Genomic DNA, 13,694 nt, shown 5'->3' on the forward strand with positions numbered 1-13,694 from the left:
AACAGTTAAAAATTACAGAGCGTGAGCTCGAACGGGACATCTTCTTCCAGCGGCTTGGGTTTCAAGTCGCCGCCCTGGGTAGTGAAGCGTACCCACAGCATGTATTTGTTTGCGGAAATTTCCGGGATGGCGCCGCTGTTTTCATCGAGGCTCAGGCGCAGCATCTGGTACACCTTGCCTTGCAGCATTTGCTGGTAGCTGCCGCCATTGGCGATCAGTTTAACGGGTCCGCCGGAATCGCGCAGCAGGCGCAAGACGAGTGCCAGCGCATCGAACAGGGGCGCCAGCGGGGCGAACCACGCGTGGATATCGCTCAGGCGCTGCTCGGAGCTGCGTTTTTGCCAGGCAAAATACGACGGCAAGTCGAATTCACAGGCGCCCCCCGGGATGATGGTGCGGCCGCGGATGCTCATCAGCCATTCATTGTCGCGGATATTCTGCCCCGTCTTGCCTTGCGCCGCCACCAGGGCACCGCTGACACTGTCGAGTTCACCGAGGATGGCGTCGAGGGTTTCCGGTTCCACATTTGGATTGCTGCGGTAACCGAGCAGGCTCTGGCGCTGGCGCTCGAGTTCTTGCAGCAGGTCGGACTTCAGGTCGGCGCGGCCGGCCACTTCGAGCATATCGAAAATAGTTGCCAAGGCAACATGGTGCTGCATTGCATGCTCTTGCTGGATGAAGAACTTGAATTTGTCGTACAGGTCTTCCAGCCGCAACAAGGTACGTATGCGTTCGTTGAAAGGGTATTCGTAGACAATCAAAATAATTCCCTTAAGTAAGGACCTGCAAACAATCCCGTGATTTTGAACCAAGCGTCGACAAATTACAAACGTTGCGGGGCCATTCCAGCCATTCTTTTTGAAAATGCCAGATATAAATCGTGCAACTGGGCAATCTGCGGTGCCAGGGCGGCCAAATCGCCATTGTTGTCGATCACATCGTCCGCCGCCGCCAGGCGCATGGCGCGCGTGGCCTGCGTGGCCATGATGGCTTTGACTTGTTCTTCCGATAAGCCATTGCGCGCCATCACGCGCGACACTTGCAGGCTTTCAAGGCAATCGATGACCAGTACCCGGTTGACTCGCTCCACCCAGCCGCCGGACTCGACCAACAGGGGGACGGCAAAGATCACATAGCTGCCCGTCGCTGCTTCGGCCGCCGCCAGGGTGGCCTGGCGGATGCGCGGGTGCAGGATGGCTTCCAGTTTCGCCTTGGCGGCAGCGTCGGAAAACACGAGCTTGCGCATTTTGCTGCGGTCGAGGGCGCCGCGCGCATCAGCGTAGCTGGCGCCAAATTCCGCCACCAGGGCCGGCATGGCGGCCCCATTGGGCGCCGTCAGGCTGTGGGCGATCTGGTCGGTGTCGACGATGGAGGCGCCGCGCGCGGCGAACATGTCGGCCACCGTGCTCTTGCCGCAACCGATGCCGCCGGTGAGACCGACGCTGAAATAAGGGGCGTTTTGTCGTTGCATGTATTTATCCATAGGGGCGCAGTGCTGCGCCGGTCAGCCGGTCAGGCCCAGTGTAAGCCGCGACAGGGGCGCGCCGTACAGCAGCGCGATCAGGCCCGCCGCCGCCAGGTAGGGGCCGAACGGGATCGGTTTGTCGCGCCCGCGCTTGGCAAACACGATCAGGCCGATGCCGACCACGGCGCCCACCAGTGATGACAACAAGATGATCGTCGGCAGCATGGTCCAGCCCAGCCACGCACCGAGCGCCGCCAGCAATTTGAAGTCACCATAGCCCATTCCCTCCTTGCCTGTCGCCAGCTTGAAGGCCCAGTACACGGCCCACAAGGCCAGGTAGCCGGCGGCCGCGCCGATGACGGCCTCTTGCAGGGGCACGAAAGTGCCGTTGATATTGACCAGCAAGCCTGCCCACAGCAGGGGGAAGGTGAGGTCGTCGGGCAGCATTTGCGTATCGGCATCGATGAAGGTCATGGCGATCAGCAAATACGCAAACAGGAGCGTGGCCAGGCCCGTCCAGCCGCTGCCGAAGTGCCAGATCAACAGGGCCGACAGCGCGCCCGTCAGCAGCTCGACGAGCGGGTAGCGCACGGAGATCGGCGTCTTGCAGGCGCTGCACTTGCCACGCAGCAGCAGGTAGCTGATGACGGGGATGTTTTCCATGGCCGTGATGCGGTGGCCGCAGGCGGTGCAGTTCGAGTGTGGCAGCATCAGGTTGTAGCGGTCCGTGTGCGGCAAGGGCAAGCCGCTTTCTTCCGCTACGTAATTATCGGAGTCGCGCTGCATCATTTTCGGCACGCGGTGGATCACCACGTTGAGGAAGCTGCCGACGATCAGGCCGAACAGGGCGGCGACGAGGGCGACGGGCAGATTGCCGGGCGCGGCGAACAGCAGGGTATCTTGCAGCATGGTGGAGTTGTCTGAGGTGATGATGTTGCCGCGCAAACATTGCCTGGCACTGCCGCAGTGTAAAACATCTGCTAGCGCATGGGGACGTTTTGCGACGGTGTATGGTCAAATCACGGCGCCCAGCTTGAAAATCGGCAAATACAAGGCGATCACGAGCGAACCGACGAGCACGCCCAGCACCACCATCAGCGCCGGTTCCAGCAGAGCCGAGAGCGTGGTCACGGTGACGTCGATGTCGGCCTCGAGGATGTCGGCCGCGCGCGACAGCATGGCGTCGAGGGCGCCCGATTCCTCGCCGATCAGGGCCAGTTGCGTGAGCAGCGGGGGAAACACGGCGCTGTGTTCCATGGCCAGGGCCAGGCTGCCGCCGGCGCGGATTTCGCGCTCGATGCGCGTTGTCGCTTCCTGGTACAGCGCGTGGCCGGAGGCGGCGCCCACCAGGCCGAGCGAGTCGAGCAGCGGCACGCCGGCGGCGAACATGGCGGCCAGGGTGCGCGTCCAGCGGGCGATCGCCGCCTTGCGCAAAAGCGGGCCGAACACGGGCAGGCGCAGCGCCCGCAGTTGTGTGTTGCGCCGCAATGCGGGCCAGCGGCGCCAGGCCAGGTGCAGCATGACGCAAACGAGCGCGAGCGCTGCCAGCAATGCCAGCCAGTAGCGCACCAGGAAGGCGGACACGCCCATGACGACGAGGGTGGGCAGCGGCAAGGGCGCGCCGAAGCTGTCGAAGACCTGGCGGAACGCTGGCACGACCACGCTCATGATGATGGCCGTGACGACGATGGCGACGAGCACGATGACCAGCGGATACATCAGCGCACCGCGCACCTGCCGCCGCAGGGCGATGGCCTTTTCCTGGTGCGTGGCCAGGCGCGCCAGCAATTCCTGCACGATGCCCGCCTGTTCGCCCGCCGCCAGCAGGTTGCAATACAGTTCGTCAAACAGCAGGGGGAACTGGCGGAATGCCTGCTGCAGGCTGCTGCCCGCTTCGATGTCGTGGCGCAAGTCGTGCATCAACTCCGTGACGGCGGGTTTGGCATGCCCCTTGCCGGCGATGTCAAAGGCGTGCAGCAGCGGCACGCCTGCCGCCATCATGGTCGACAACTGACGCGTGAACAGGGCGATATCCTTGCGCGTGATGGCTTTGCCGGGCGCGGCGCGCGGGGCTTTTACCTTGCTGGCAAGGATGCCCTGGCGTCTGAGCGCGGCCTTGGCCGTGGTGGCGTCGGCCGCGCGCAAGATGCCATCGACCGCCTTGCCATGGCGGTCCGTGCCCTTCCACGCAAAGCGCCGCTCGGCCGCCATGTGCACCTCCTGCCGTCACGGTAGCAGCGCCGGGCCAAAGCGCCAGCGGCGCTGGTGGCAAACTTGATGTGGCTCAGCCTTTCTTGGTTTGCACTTCCGTCTGCACAACGGCCTGGGCCTTCACGTCGGCCGCATCGTCCTCGTCGCTGTCCGTGCCCTTGCTGATGCTTTCGCCATCGTCGCGGCGCAAGGTCCAGAAGGTCAGCGAAGACAGCACCGTCAGCGCGGCCAGGGTCAGGAAGGTATGGTGCAGGGCCGTGCTGAGCATGGCGCGGTCCGACTGCGGCATGTCGCCCAGGTACCAGCCCGTGATCAGCGAACCGAAGGCGAGGCCAAAGCTCATCGACAATTGCTGCATCGAGCTGGCGATGGTGCTGGCCATGCTGGAATCGGCCTTGTCGACGTCGGCATACGCGATGGTATTCATGCTGGAAAACTGCAGCGAATTGAAAAAGCCCATGCACAGGCTGATGGCAACGATCACGTACAGGGGTGTGCCCACACTTACCTGCGAAAACATGGCGATGGTGACGCCGATCAGCACCGTGTTGACGATCAGTACCTGGCGGTAGCCGAAGCGGGCCAGCACGCGCGCGGAAATGAATTTCATGCCCATGGCGGCCGCGGCCGACGGCATCATCAGCAAGCCCGACTGCCAGGCGGGCAAGCCCAGGCCCAACTGGTACAGCAGCGGCAACAGAAAGGGCAGGCCGCCCACGCCCAGGCGCGTGACGAAGCCGCCCACCACGGAGACGCGGAAGGTGCGGATCTTGAACAGGGTCAGGCGCAGCAGCGGGTGCAGCACCTCGCTTGAATGCCAGGCATACGCGGCCAGCAGGCTGATGGAAATGAACAGCAGCACGGCAAACGAGGTGCCGTCGATGCGGTGTTCGCCGAAGATTTCCAGCAGCCACGACAGCAGTGCGATGCCCGTGCCGAACAGGACCAGGCCGATCAGGTCCAGCGGACGCGGCTTGTCGCCATAGTAATCGGGCATGTAGCGGTGCGCGAGGTACAGCGCCACCAGGCCGACAGGCACGTTGACGAAGAAAATCTCGCGCCACGACAGCCAGTGCACGATCAGCCCGCCAACGGTAGGCCCTAGCAGGGGGCCGATCAGGGCGGGGATGATGACGAAATTCATGGCTGCCAGCAATTGCGACTTGGGAAAGGTGCGGATGATGGTGAGCCTGCCCACCGGCATCATCATGGCCGCGCCCACCCCTTGCAGCAGGCGCGCGGCCACCAGCATGGGGGCATTCACGGACAGGCCGCACAGGATGGACGCGATGGTAAAGATGGCAACGGCGGCGGAAAACACGCGCCGCGTGCCGAAGCGGTCGGCCATCCAGCCGCTGATGGGAATGCACACGGCCAGGCTCAGGATGTAGCTGGTGACGACGGCTTTCAGGCTCAGCGGCGTCACGTTCAGGCTGGCGGCCATGGCGGGGATGGCGGTGTTGACGATGGTGGAGTCGAGTTGCTCCATGAACAGGGCGGTGGCGACCACCCAGGGAAGGTAGCTTTTAATCGGGGAACTGGTCATGGATGCGAGCCTGAGGAGGAAAAACGGAGCCGACAGTACGACGAATTGTCACATAAATGGCGCAGGCGTGCCGCCCACGCCGTTCATTTTGGCAGCTTGCCGGGGGCAGAGTCCATGGAACATTTGTTCCATGGCAATAGATTGCGGGCACGGCTAGCATGTGTTTTCCGGCAGCTCCCCTCTTTTTCCCCGAAAGTCACACCACATGAAAAATGCACTTACCTTCCTTGTCCTGGGCGCGGCCCTGTCCGCATGCGGTGGCGGCAGCGATGGCGGCACGCCGGCAGCACCGGTCACGCCGCCCATCGTGGTCACGCCCGTCGCCGACCCCGCTGACAGCGTCGCCGTGGCGCAAGCGGTCGCGGCCAAGCAGGCTGGCCTGACCGTGATCGCCGGCGCCAACGCGGACGAGACGGTGTATGACGTGGCGGCCGATATCGGCGACACGTGGCGCATCACGTTCGACAGCGCGAAGAAAACCTACGCCATCCGCGTGTTGTCGACGCAGTTCGGCCTGGTCGACCGCAGCGGCACGTTCAGCGCCACCACCACCGGCCATCTCACCACCTACACGGAAACGGATTTCAGCGTCACCGTCGACGCGCGCACGCGCCTGCTGACGGGGACCGTGAAACTGGGCAACATGCATTCCAACGTCAGCGGCACCGGCTATGCCGTCACGGACGTGGCCAAGCTGGCCGGCAACTATATCTTCCTGGGCGCCATGCGCAATGCATCGGATGGCGGCGACCGTTTCAATCCGAAAGGCAGCCTCAAGGTGGCGGCCGATGGCAGCGCGCAACTGTGCAATGGCGGCATGTTCAATGCGCAAGGCGTGTGCTCCGCGGTAGCGCCGCAGCTGGAAGCGGAAAACGTCAGCCTGACTTTGGTCCGTGATGCGGCGCGTGGCCTGATCATTGCCCGCCAGGGTGACCAGGACTTCGGCATCGTCCACGCGCACGCAGGGGACCGGGGGCTGGCGCTGTTCATCGATCGCTACAGTCGCAACCAGCAGAACGTGCTGCGCGTGGGCACCATCGTGGCCGCCAAACAGCAAAAGATCGGCGCCGAAATCGCCGGCAGCTACGCCTGCGCGGCGCCGGGCATCAGCGCGAAGATCGTTGTGGCCGGCAGCACCGCCACCATCACCAACAACACCGCCGGCAAGACGCATGCGGAAACCATCACCATCAACAAGCTGGGCCTGGGCGCGCAAGCCGTCGATTTCGATGGCATCGCCGTGTTCAAGGACCCGGCCGACGTACCGGCGGATTATTCGATGTTCATGCCGGTGTCGTCGAGCATGGCGGTCGAATTCTCGACCGACCGCTCGTATATGGGCGCGTGCCTGAAAAATTAAGGGGTGCCGTTCCACGTGCCTGTGTGAGTAGGTCGGGTTAGCCGGTACGGCGTAACCCGACACCACCATCAGCGTGGCAGACGTTCCAGTGCATCCATCAACGGTATCGCCGCATCGGCAATCCGCTCCAGGCTGGCCTCGCGCAGGGCGGCGGTATCCACCGTGTGGCCGGAGTCCAGCCCGGCCCAGCGCAGCAGCGCCGAACACGCGGCTGGCGTATCGAACATGCCATGCAAATAGCTGCCGAGGATTTGCCCGTCGCCCGACACGGCGCCTTCCGGCCGCCCATTGATGACAAAGGCCGGCTGCGCCAGTGCCGCGCCATGCGAGACGCCCATGTGGATTTCATAGCCTGCCACGCGTGCATCGGCCGCGCCGGCAAACGCGCAGTGGCCGCTCACCTGTTCTAGGCGTTTTGCGCTTGTCAGCTCCGTCACCATGTCGAGCAAGCCCAGTGCCTTGGACTCTCCCGCCGCGCCTTCCACGCCCAGCGGATCGCACACGCTTTGTCCCAGCATCTGGAAGCCGCCGCAAATACCGAGCACTTTGCCGCCATAGCGCAGGTGTTTTGCCAGGTAGGCGGGCCAGCCTTGCTGTTGCAGCCAGGCCAGGTCGCCGCGCGTGTTTTTACTGCCAGGCAGGATCACCAGGTCAGCCGCTGGAATCGGTTGCCCCTGCTGGATGAATTGCAGGTCGATATCGGGGTGGGCGCGCAGCGCATCGAAGTCCGTGTGGTTGCTGATGCGCGGCAGTTGCGGCACCACCACCTTGAAGGCGCCGCGTTCGGCCTGCATCGCTTCGACGGCGTCTTCCGCGTCGAGGAACAGGCCTTGCAGATAGGGCAGCACGGCCAGCACGGGTTTGCCCGTCTGCTGCTCCAGCCACTCGATGCCCGGTTGCAGCAGCGAGATGTCGCCGCGGAAGCGGTTGATGACGAAGCCGAAGATGCGCGCCCGTTCGTTGTCGGACAGGCACGCCAGGGTGCCGATGATGTGCGCGAAGACGCCGCCACGGTCGATGTCGGCCACCAGAATCACGGGGCAGTCGACGGCTTCGGCAAAGCCCATGTTGGCGATGTCGCGCGCGCGCAGGTTGACTTCGGCGGGGCTGCCCGCGCCTTCGACGACGACGGCGTCGTACTGCTGGCGCAAGCGCGCGTACGACTCCAGCACGGCGCCCATGGCGATGGTCTTGTATTGCTGGTAGTCGCGCGCATCCATCTCGGCGCGCACCTTGCCGTGGATGATCACTTGCGCGCCCGTGTTCGATGAAGGCTTCAACAGCACCGGATTCATGTCCGTGTGCGGCGCGATGCCGCAAGCCAGCGCTTGCAAGGCTTGCGCGCGGCCGATCTCGCCGCCGTCGCTCGTCACGGCGCTATTCAAGGCCATGTTTTGCGGCTTGAACGGCGCTACCGTCACGCCACGGCGCTTTAACAATCGGCACAGGGCCGCGACAACGGTGCTCTTGCCCGCGTCCGATGTCGTGCCTTGCACCATCAGGGCGGGGAAGGGGCTCTTCATGTTTGCTGCTCCTGCCATTGCGCGATGATGTCGCTGATCTGGCGCAGCCCTTCGGTAATTGCCGCCGGACCGGGTGACAGGATGTCTGGCGACTTGATCTCGAACAGCATGGTTTTTCGTACGGCGGGAATCGTATCCCAGCCCGGGCGTGCCGCCAGTTGCGCCGGCTGGAATTTCTTGCCGCACCAGCTGGCGAGGATGATGTCGGGCGCGCGTGCGACTACCGTCAAAGGATCGGCGATGATGCGTTCCTTCGCGCCCGGCTGCGCGGATAATTCAGGGAAGGCATCCGTGCCGCCGGCGATCTCGATCAGTTCCGCCGCCCAGCCGATGCCGCTCATCAGAGGATCGTTCCACTCTTCAAAGTAAATCACGGGCTTGCGCGTCCAGGCGGCGGCGCGGGTGCGGGCGGTGGTGATGTCCGCGCGCAGGCTGGCGATCAATGCGTTGCCCGCTGCCTCGCGCCGCACCAGCGCGGCCAGCACGGCGATCATGCGCAGGATGCCCTCCACCGTGCGCTGGTTGAACTGGTGCACTTCGATGCCGGCCTTGACCAGGTCGCGGCAGATATCGGCCTGCATATCGCAAAAACCGATCACGAGGTCCGGTTGCACTGCCAGGATGCGTTCCAGGTTCGTGAACGAAAAGCCGCTGATCTTGGTCTTTTCCTCGCGCGCGCGGGGAGGGCGTACGGTAAAGCCGGAAATGCCGGCGATCGTGTCTTCGGCGCCCAGCGCGTACAGCGTCTCCACGGCTTCCGTCGACAAACAGGCGATGCGCTGGTAGTGACTCATTGAGCAGCCTTGGTGCGGCGCTGGCGCGCCATTTCCAGCTGTTCGCACATGGCGGCCGTGCCTTCGATCATGCGCGGGCCGGCGCGGTTCAGCAGGTCGCCATTCAGGCGGAACAGATTATTTTTGCGCACGGCCGTCATCGACGGGAAGGCGCGCCACATGGCCAGGCCGCCTTCGCTGCGCGGATCGCTTTTTTCGCTGGTGCCAAAAATGACTTCCGGGTCTTCCTGCAGCACGCCTTCCGGCGTGACGACGGGCGCCACCACCTTCATTGCGGCGAACACATTCTGGCCGCCGCATACGCGCATGGAATCGCTGATGATGCTCGCGCCGCTCAGGGTATACAAAGGTTTGTCCCACACCTGGTAAAACACGCGCACGGGCGGGCGCTGCGCATACTGGGTCGTCAAGCCAGCCAGTTTGGCGCGCAACTGGGCGGCGGCCGGTTTGGCGGTCTTTTCCGTGCCCATCAGCTGCCCCAGGCGCTCCATGCTGTCGGGGATATCGGCCAGCTTGCGCGGTTCGCTGTGATAGATCGGCACCTTCAATTGGCGCAGCATGGCGATCTGGCGCTCGGCGCTGCCATGCATCCAGACGACGATCAGGTCCGGCTTCATGGCGATGATGCGCTCCATGTCGTACTGGCGGTTGTCGCCCACCTGCGGCAGTTTCTTGGCCGCTTCCGGGTAGTCGCTGTAGCTGACGACGCCGGCGATCTTCTCGCCGCCACCAGCGGCGAACAGCAGTTCCGTCACGTGCGGCGCCAGCGCCAGGATGCGCTGCGCCGGCTTTTCCACGGTAACGGTATTGCCGTCATCGTCGCGCACGGTGATGGCGGCATGCGTTTGCAACGAGACCAGTCCGGCCAGCAGTAGCGGTATGTTCAAGTGGTTCATATGTGCTTCCATGCGGTGAGAGCCTGCTGCAGGCGCAGCCAGGCGTGTTCGTCGGGGGGCAGGCCCAGGCGGATGCCGTGGGCGGCGTGGCGGAACAGGCGTACCCAGATGCCCGATTCCGCCATGTGGCGCCAGAACGCTTCGGCGCGTTCTTCCGGCCACCACTGAAACAGCGCCGTGCCGCTGCTGGCGATGCCGTGCGCGGCCAATAACTGATGCAAGCGGTCACCTTCGCCGCGCAGGCGCTCGCGCATCGCGTCCTGCCAGCGCGTGTCGGTGAGCGCGGCCAGTGCCACATGCTGCGCCGGGCCGCTGACCGCCCATGGGCCCAGCATGTCGGCCAGTTGTGCCAGCAGCGCGGGATGAGCGGCGACAAAGCCTAGGCGCAGTCCCGCCAGGCCAAAGAATTTGCCGATGGAGCGCAACACGATCAGGCCCGGCTGGCCCGAGTGCGGACCGAGACTGGCGTGCGCTTCCGTGTCGCCAAACGCTTCATCGACCACCAGCCAGCCGCCGCGCGCGGCCAGCCGGGTGGCCCATGCCAGCAGCAGTGCGGGGGCGATGCGTTCGCCCGTGGGATTGTTCGGATTGCAGACGACCAGCACGTCGCAGCTGTCCACCGCATCGGCCAGCTGCGCATACGGCACTTGCCGCATTTGGTGGCCGTGTTGGCCCCAGTGGTGCGCGTGTTCCGCATACGAGGGCGCGGCTACTACCACGCGCGATGGCGCGCGCAGTCGGGGCAGGGCCTGGATGGCGGCCTGCGTGCCCGCCACGGGCAGCATGGCTGGCGCTTCATAGTAGCTGCAGGCGGCTGCGGCCAGCGCGGGATCTGCCTCCGGCAGCCGGTGCCAGGCGTTGGCGTCGGGTGCTGGCGCTGCATACCAGTGCGGGTTGATGCCGGTCGACAGGTCGATCCAGTCGGCCAGCGGTCTGCCATATTCGCGCGCGGCGTCGCGCAGGTTGCCGCCATGTTCAAGCAAGGTATTTCCCCTTCAGATAGAACAGGCCCGCCAGCAGCGCCATCCAGATCAGCCACAGGACGGCCGTTTCCGCCACCAGGCGCCAGGCGCGGTCGATGTCGTACGCTTCGGCCGGGCGGCCGGCACCCAGCGGCGGACGGCGTTCCAGTTCGCCGTCGTAGATGGCGTCGCCGCCCAAGGCCAGGCCCAGGGCGCCGGCGCCGCTGGCCATCACGGGGCCTGCGTTCGGGCTGCCCCAGTTGGGGGCCTGGCTGCGCCAGCATTGCCAAGCGCGCTGTTTGTCGGCCATGGTTTTGCCCAGCAAGACATACGACAGGGCCGTCAGGCGCGCCGGCAGGTAATTCAAGATGTCGTCGATGCGCGCGGCGCAGCAGCCGAACCAGTTATAGCGCTCGTTCCGATAGCCCCACATGGCGTCGAGCGTATTGGCCAGCCTGAATAGCACGGCGCCGGGGCCGCCCGCCACGGCAAACCAGAACAGGGTGCCGAAGACGGCGTCGTTGCCGTTTTCCAGCAGGGATTCCGTGCTGGCCTTGGCCAGGCTGGCCGCGTCGGCGTTGGCCGTGTCGCGGCTGACGATGCGCGCCGTCAGCAGGCGCGCATTGTCCAGGTCATCGATGGCCAGGGCATCGGCGATCGGTTGATTGTGATCGCGCAGGCTGCGCAAACCGAGGCAGAGATAGAGCAGGAAGACGTGGAGCGCCGCGCCGGCCAGGCCGCACAGCCAGTAGGCGACATAGCTGATGGGCAGCACGGCCAGCGACCACGCCAGCGCGCCGCGCAGCACACGCCCGCGGCCCCGGTTCAGCAGGCGTTCCAGTGCGCTGGCGAGGCGGCCAAAGCCGACCAGCGGATGCCAGCGGCGCGTTTCTCCCAGCAGCATGTCGAGCAGCACGCCAGCCGTCATCAAGGCGGCCAGCATGGGCAGCGACAGGCCGCTCAGCATGGGCCGCCTTTCAGGTACAGGGGCAAGCCTGCGGCGACAAAGACGGCCTTGTCGCACACGGCCGCCACGGCCTGGTTCAAGCGGCCTGCTTCATCGGTGAAGCAGCGCGAGATGGCGCCGTAGGGCACGATGCCCATGCCTACTTCGTTCGAGACGAGAACGAGGTCGCAATCGGTATCGCCAATTTCGGCCAGCGCGTACAGCAGGTGGGCGCGCTCGCTGTGGAACAGTTCGGGCAGGGCGATGTCGCCCACGTCCGGGTACGTCTCGCCGCTGGAAAATATCAGGTTCGTCAGCCACAGGGTCAGGCAGTCGACCAGCAGCAGCCGGCCGGGCCGTGCTTCCCGCAGGATGGCGTCGCCCAGGCGCAGCGGTTCTTCCATGGTTGCCCACTCGGCCGGGCGCTGCGCACGGTGATGGGCGATGCGCGTGGCCATTTCGCCATCGCCCGCCTGCGCGGTGGCGATGTAGAGTACTTCCCTGCCGGACTCGCGGGCCAGCTTTTCCGCATGGGCGCTCTTGCCGGAACGGGCGCCGCCGAAGACCAGGGTGCGCGTCATGGCGCTGTTACCACTCGGTGCCGATTTGTGCGCCGATGCCGGCCGCATACGCATGCTTGACGACGGCCATTTCGGTGACGGTGTCGGCGATCGCGATCAGTTCGTCCGGCGCGCCGCGGCCCGTGATGACCACGTGCTGCATGGCCGGGCGTTCCAGCAGGTCGGCGATGACCTTGTGCACGTCGAGGTAGTTGTACTTGAGGGCGATATTGAGTTCGTCGAACAGCACCAGGCCGTAGCTTGGGTCGGCCAGGAAGGTCTTCGCCTGCTCCCATGCCAGTTCGGCTTTTTCGATGTCGCGTTCGCGGTTTTGCGTTTCCCAGGTATAGCCTTCGCCCATCGCATGAAAACTGATCTCGTCGGGGAAGCGGCGCAGGAATTTTTCTTCGCCCGTCGACATGGCGCCTTTGATGAACTGCACCACGCCCACTTTCATGCCGTGGCCCATGGCGCGGATGGCCATGCCGAAGCCGCTCGAACTCTTGCCCTTGCCATTGCCCGTGTTGACGATGATGATGCCGATTTCCTTGTCGGCCTTGGCGATGGCCGCGTCGATGATCGCCTTCTTGCGTTCCATGCGCACGCGGTGGCGTTCGTTGATGGCTGCGGTCTCCGCATCGATGGTTTTGTTCTCGCTCATGTCAGTCCTCTTTCGGTATGAATATCTTGCGTTTGCCGTGATCGATGATCTCGATCGGGTGGCCCAGGTAGTCGCTCAGGATGGATGCCTGCATCACATCCGCCACGGGACCGGCCAGCCAGCCGCCATCGCCCATCAGCAGCAGCGCATGGGTCGAGACGCTGTGCGCCAGGTTCAGGTCATGCCCCACCATGATCACGGTTTTATTCTGTTCGCGGCACAGTCTGGCCAGCAGGCCCATGACGCTGACCTGATGCGCCAGGTCCAGCGCGTTGGCCGGTTCATCGAGCAGCAGCAAGGGCGTATCCTGTGCCAGCATGGCGGCGATCGCCACGCGCTGGCGTTCGCCGCCAGACAGGCTGCGCACGTCGCGCTCGGCCAGGTGCTCGACTTCCATCGACGCCAGCGCCGCCAGGGCGATGCGCTGGTCGTCGCTGCCTTCCCAATAGTGATTGTCGTGATACGGGTGGCGCGCCGACAGCACCGTTTCGATGACGCGGTACGAGAACGCGTCGTGGCGCGCCTGCGCCAGGAAAGCCCGCTCTCGCGCCAGCTCTTCCAATGGCCAGTCGATCAGGGCGCGGCCCTGTATCGTCACGTGGCCGGCATCCGGTTCGCGCAAGCCGGCCAGGGTGCGCAGCAAGGTGCTTTTGCCAGCGCCATTGCGGCCGATCACGCTCCAGCATTCGCCATCCTTGATTTGCCAGATGAGGTTTTCCACGAGGGAGCGTGTGCCCGCCTTCAGGCCGAGTTGGTAGGTACGTATCATG

Annotated in this window: 14 protein-coding genes; 1 reads left to right on the forward strand and 13 read right to left on the reverse strand. The window is 64.6% G+C overall.

The window, feature by feature from the left end; all coding sequences use genetic code 11:
- Positions 1-5: 5 nt before the first annotated feature.
- The 5 genes from zapD to AC4BCN_RS06125 all read right to left on the reverse strand — a co-directional run bounded on the left by zapD (position 6) and on the right by AC4BCN_RS06125 (position 5,222).
- Complete coding sequence (zapD, locus tag AC4BCN_RS06105) at positions 6-761, reverse strand: cell division protein ZapD (protein ID WP_490492798.1); 756 nt, start codon at positions 759-761, stop codon at positions 6-8.
- A gap of 62 nt (positions 762-823) precedes the next feature.
- Positions 824-1,471 (reverse strand): dephospho-CoA kinase, encoded by a 648-nt coding sequence (coaE, locus tag AC4BCN_RS06110; protein ID WP_490492799.1) that lies wholly within the window; start codon positions 1,469-1,471, stop codon positions 824-826.
- A 33-nt stretch (positions 1,472-1,504) separates the two neighbouring features.
- Positions 1,505-2,374 (reverse strand): prepilin peptidase, encoded by an 870-nt coding sequence (locus AC4BCN_RS06115; RefSeq protein WP_490493580.1) that lies wholly within the window; start codon positions 2,372-2,374, stop codon positions 1,505-1,507.
- 105 nt (positions 2,375-2,479) lie between these two features.
- Positions 2,480-3,676, reverse strand: coding sequence for a type II secretion system F family protein (locus tag AC4BCN_RS06120; RefSeq protein WP_490492800.1), 1,197 nt, complete (start codon positions 3,674-3,676; stop codon positions 2,480-2,482).
- 73 nt (positions 3,677-3,749) lie between these two features.
- A complete protein-coding gene (locus AC4BCN_RS06125; protein WP_490492801.1) occupies positions 3,750-5,222 on the reverse strand; it encodes a DHA2 family efflux MFS transporter permease subunit in 1,473 nt (490 codons plus the stop codon).
- A gap of 205 nt (positions 5,223-5,427) precedes the next feature.
- Between AC4BCN_RS06125 and AC4BCN_RS06130 the strand changes: the two genes are divergently transcribed.
- On the forward strand, positions 5,428-6,582 hold the full coding sequence (locus tag AC4BCN_RS06130) for a hypothetical protein (RefSeq protein ID WP_490492802.1): 1,155 nt from the start codon (positions 5,428-5,430) through the stop codon (positions 6,580-6,582).
- A 68-nt stretch (positions 6,583-6,650) separates the two neighbouring features.
- On the opposite strand, the gene AC4BCN_RS06135 is transcribed toward AC4BCN_RS06130, so the two are convergent.
- The 8 genes from AC4BCN_RS06135 to AC4BCN_RS06170 are packed head-to-tail and all read right to left on the reverse strand — an operon-like array spanning position 6,651 to position 13,693.
- Positions 6,651-8,105, reverse strand: a complete 1,455-nt coding sequence (locus tag AC4BCN_RS06135; RefSeq protein ID WP_490492803.1) for a cobyric acid synthase — start codon at positions 8,103-8,105, stop codon at positions 6,651-6,653.
- The gene (locus AC4BCN_RS06140; RefSeq protein WP_490492804.1) at positions 8,102-8,899 is read right to left on the reverse strand and encodes an ABC transporter substrate-binding protein; all 798 of its coding nucleotides are present in this window, start codon (positions 8,897-8,899) and stop codon (positions 8,102-8,104) included. Before AC4BCN_RS06140 ends, AC4BCN_RS06135 begins: the two co-directional genes overlap by 4 nt.
- Positions 8,896-9,795, reverse strand: a complete 900-nt coding sequence (locus AC4BCN_RS06145) for a cobalamin-binding protein (protein WP_490492805.1) — start codon at positions 9,793-9,795, stop codon at positions 8,896-8,898. The genes AC4BCN_RS06140 and AC4BCN_RS06145 overlap by 4 nt, the downstream gene beginning before the upstream one ends.
- Positions 9,792-10,778, reverse strand: coding sequence for a threonine-phosphate decarboxylase CobD (gene cobD / locus AC4BCN_RS06150; RefSeq protein WP_490492806.1), 987 nt, complete (start codon positions 10,776-10,778; stop codon positions 9,792-9,794). Before cobD ends, AC4BCN_RS06145 begins: the two co-directional genes overlap by 4 nt.
- Positions 10,771-11,724 carry an adenosylcobinamide-phosphate synthase CbiB gene (cbiB, locus tag AC4BCN_RS06155; RefSeq protein WP_490492807.1) on the reverse strand — a complete coding sequence of 318 codons (954 nt, stop codon included), beginning with the start codon at positions 11,722-11,724 and terminating at the stop codon, positions 10,771-10,773. The genes cobD and cbiB overlap by 8 nt, the downstream gene beginning before the upstream one ends.
- Positions 11,718-12,284, reverse strand: coding sequence for a bifunctional adenosylcobinamide kinase/adenosylcobinamide-phosphate guanylyltransferase (cobU, locus tag AC4BCN_RS06160; protein WP_490492808.1), 567 nt, complete (start codon positions 12,282-12,284; stop codon positions 11,718-11,720). The genes cbiB and cobU overlap by 7 nt, the downstream gene beginning before the upstream one ends.
- A gap of 7 nt (positions 12,285-12,291) precedes the next feature.
- Positions 12,292-12,924: a cob(I)yrinic acid a,c-diamide adenosyltransferase gene (gene cobO / locus AC4BCN_RS06165; RefSeq protein WP_139091651.1), complete on the reverse strand. Its 633-nt coding sequence runs from the start codon at positions 12,922-12,924 to the stop codon at positions 12,292-12,294.
- A 1-nt stretch (position 12,925) separates the two neighbouring features.
- Positions 12,926-13,693, reverse strand: a complete 768-nt coding sequence (locus AC4BCN_RS06170; protein ID WP_490492809.1) for an ABC transporter ATP-binding protein — start codon at positions 13,691-13,693, stop codon at positions 12,926-12,928.
- Position 13,694 lies beyond the last annotated feature (1 nt).

This window comes from Janthinobacterium sp. Bl 1 (genome assembly GCF_058215535.1).

Coding starts and splice junctions, on each gene's coding strand:
- cobU (WP_490492808.1), bottom strand. CDS start 12,284: ATGACGCGCACCCTGGTCTTCGGCGGCGCCCGTTCCGGCAAGAGCGCC.
- AC4BCN_RS06120 (WP_490492800.1), bottom strand. CDS start 3,676: ATGGCGGCCGAGCGGCGCTTTGCGTGGAAGGGCACGGACCGCCATGGC.
- cbiB (WP_490492807.1), bottom strand. CDS start 11,724: ATGCTGAGCGGCCTGTCGCTGCCCATGCTGGCCGCCTTGATGACGGCT.
- AC4BCN_RS06115 (WP_490493580.1), bottom strand. CDS start 2,374: ATGCTGCAAGATACCCTGCTGTTCGCCGCGCCCGGCAATCTGCCCGTC.
- AC4BCN_RS06125 (WP_490492801.1), bottom strand. CDS start 5,222: ATGACCAGTTCCCCGATTAAAAGCTACCTTCCCTGGGTGGTCGCCACC.
- AC4BCN_RS06140 (WP_490492804.1), bottom strand. CDS start 8,899: ATGAGTCACTACCAGCGCATCGCCTGTTTGTCGACGGAAGCCGTGGAG.
- coaE (WP_490492799.1), bottom strand. CDS start 1,471: ATGCAACGACAAAACGCCCCTTATTTCAGCGTCGGTCTCACCGGCGGC.
- AC4BCN_RS06145 (WP_490492805.1), bottom strand. CDS start 9,795: ATGAACCACTTGAACATACCGCTACTGCTGGCCGGACTGGTCTCGTTG.
- AC4BCN_RS06135 (WP_490492803.1), bottom strand. CDS start 8,105: ATGAAGAGCCCCTTCCCCGCCCTGATGGTGCAAGGCACGACATCGGAC.
- AC4BCN_RS06170 (WP_490492809.1), bottom strand. CDS start 13,693: ATGATACGTACCTACCAACTCGGCCTGAAGGCGGGCACACGCTCCCTC.
- cobO (WP_139091651.1), bottom strand. CDS start 12,924: ATGAGCGAGAACAAAACCATCGATGCGGAGACCGCAGCCATCAACGAA.
- AC4BCN_RS06130 (WP_490492802.1), top strand. CDS start 5,428: ATGAAAAATGCACTTACCTTCCTTGTCCTGGGCGCGGCCCTGTCCGCA.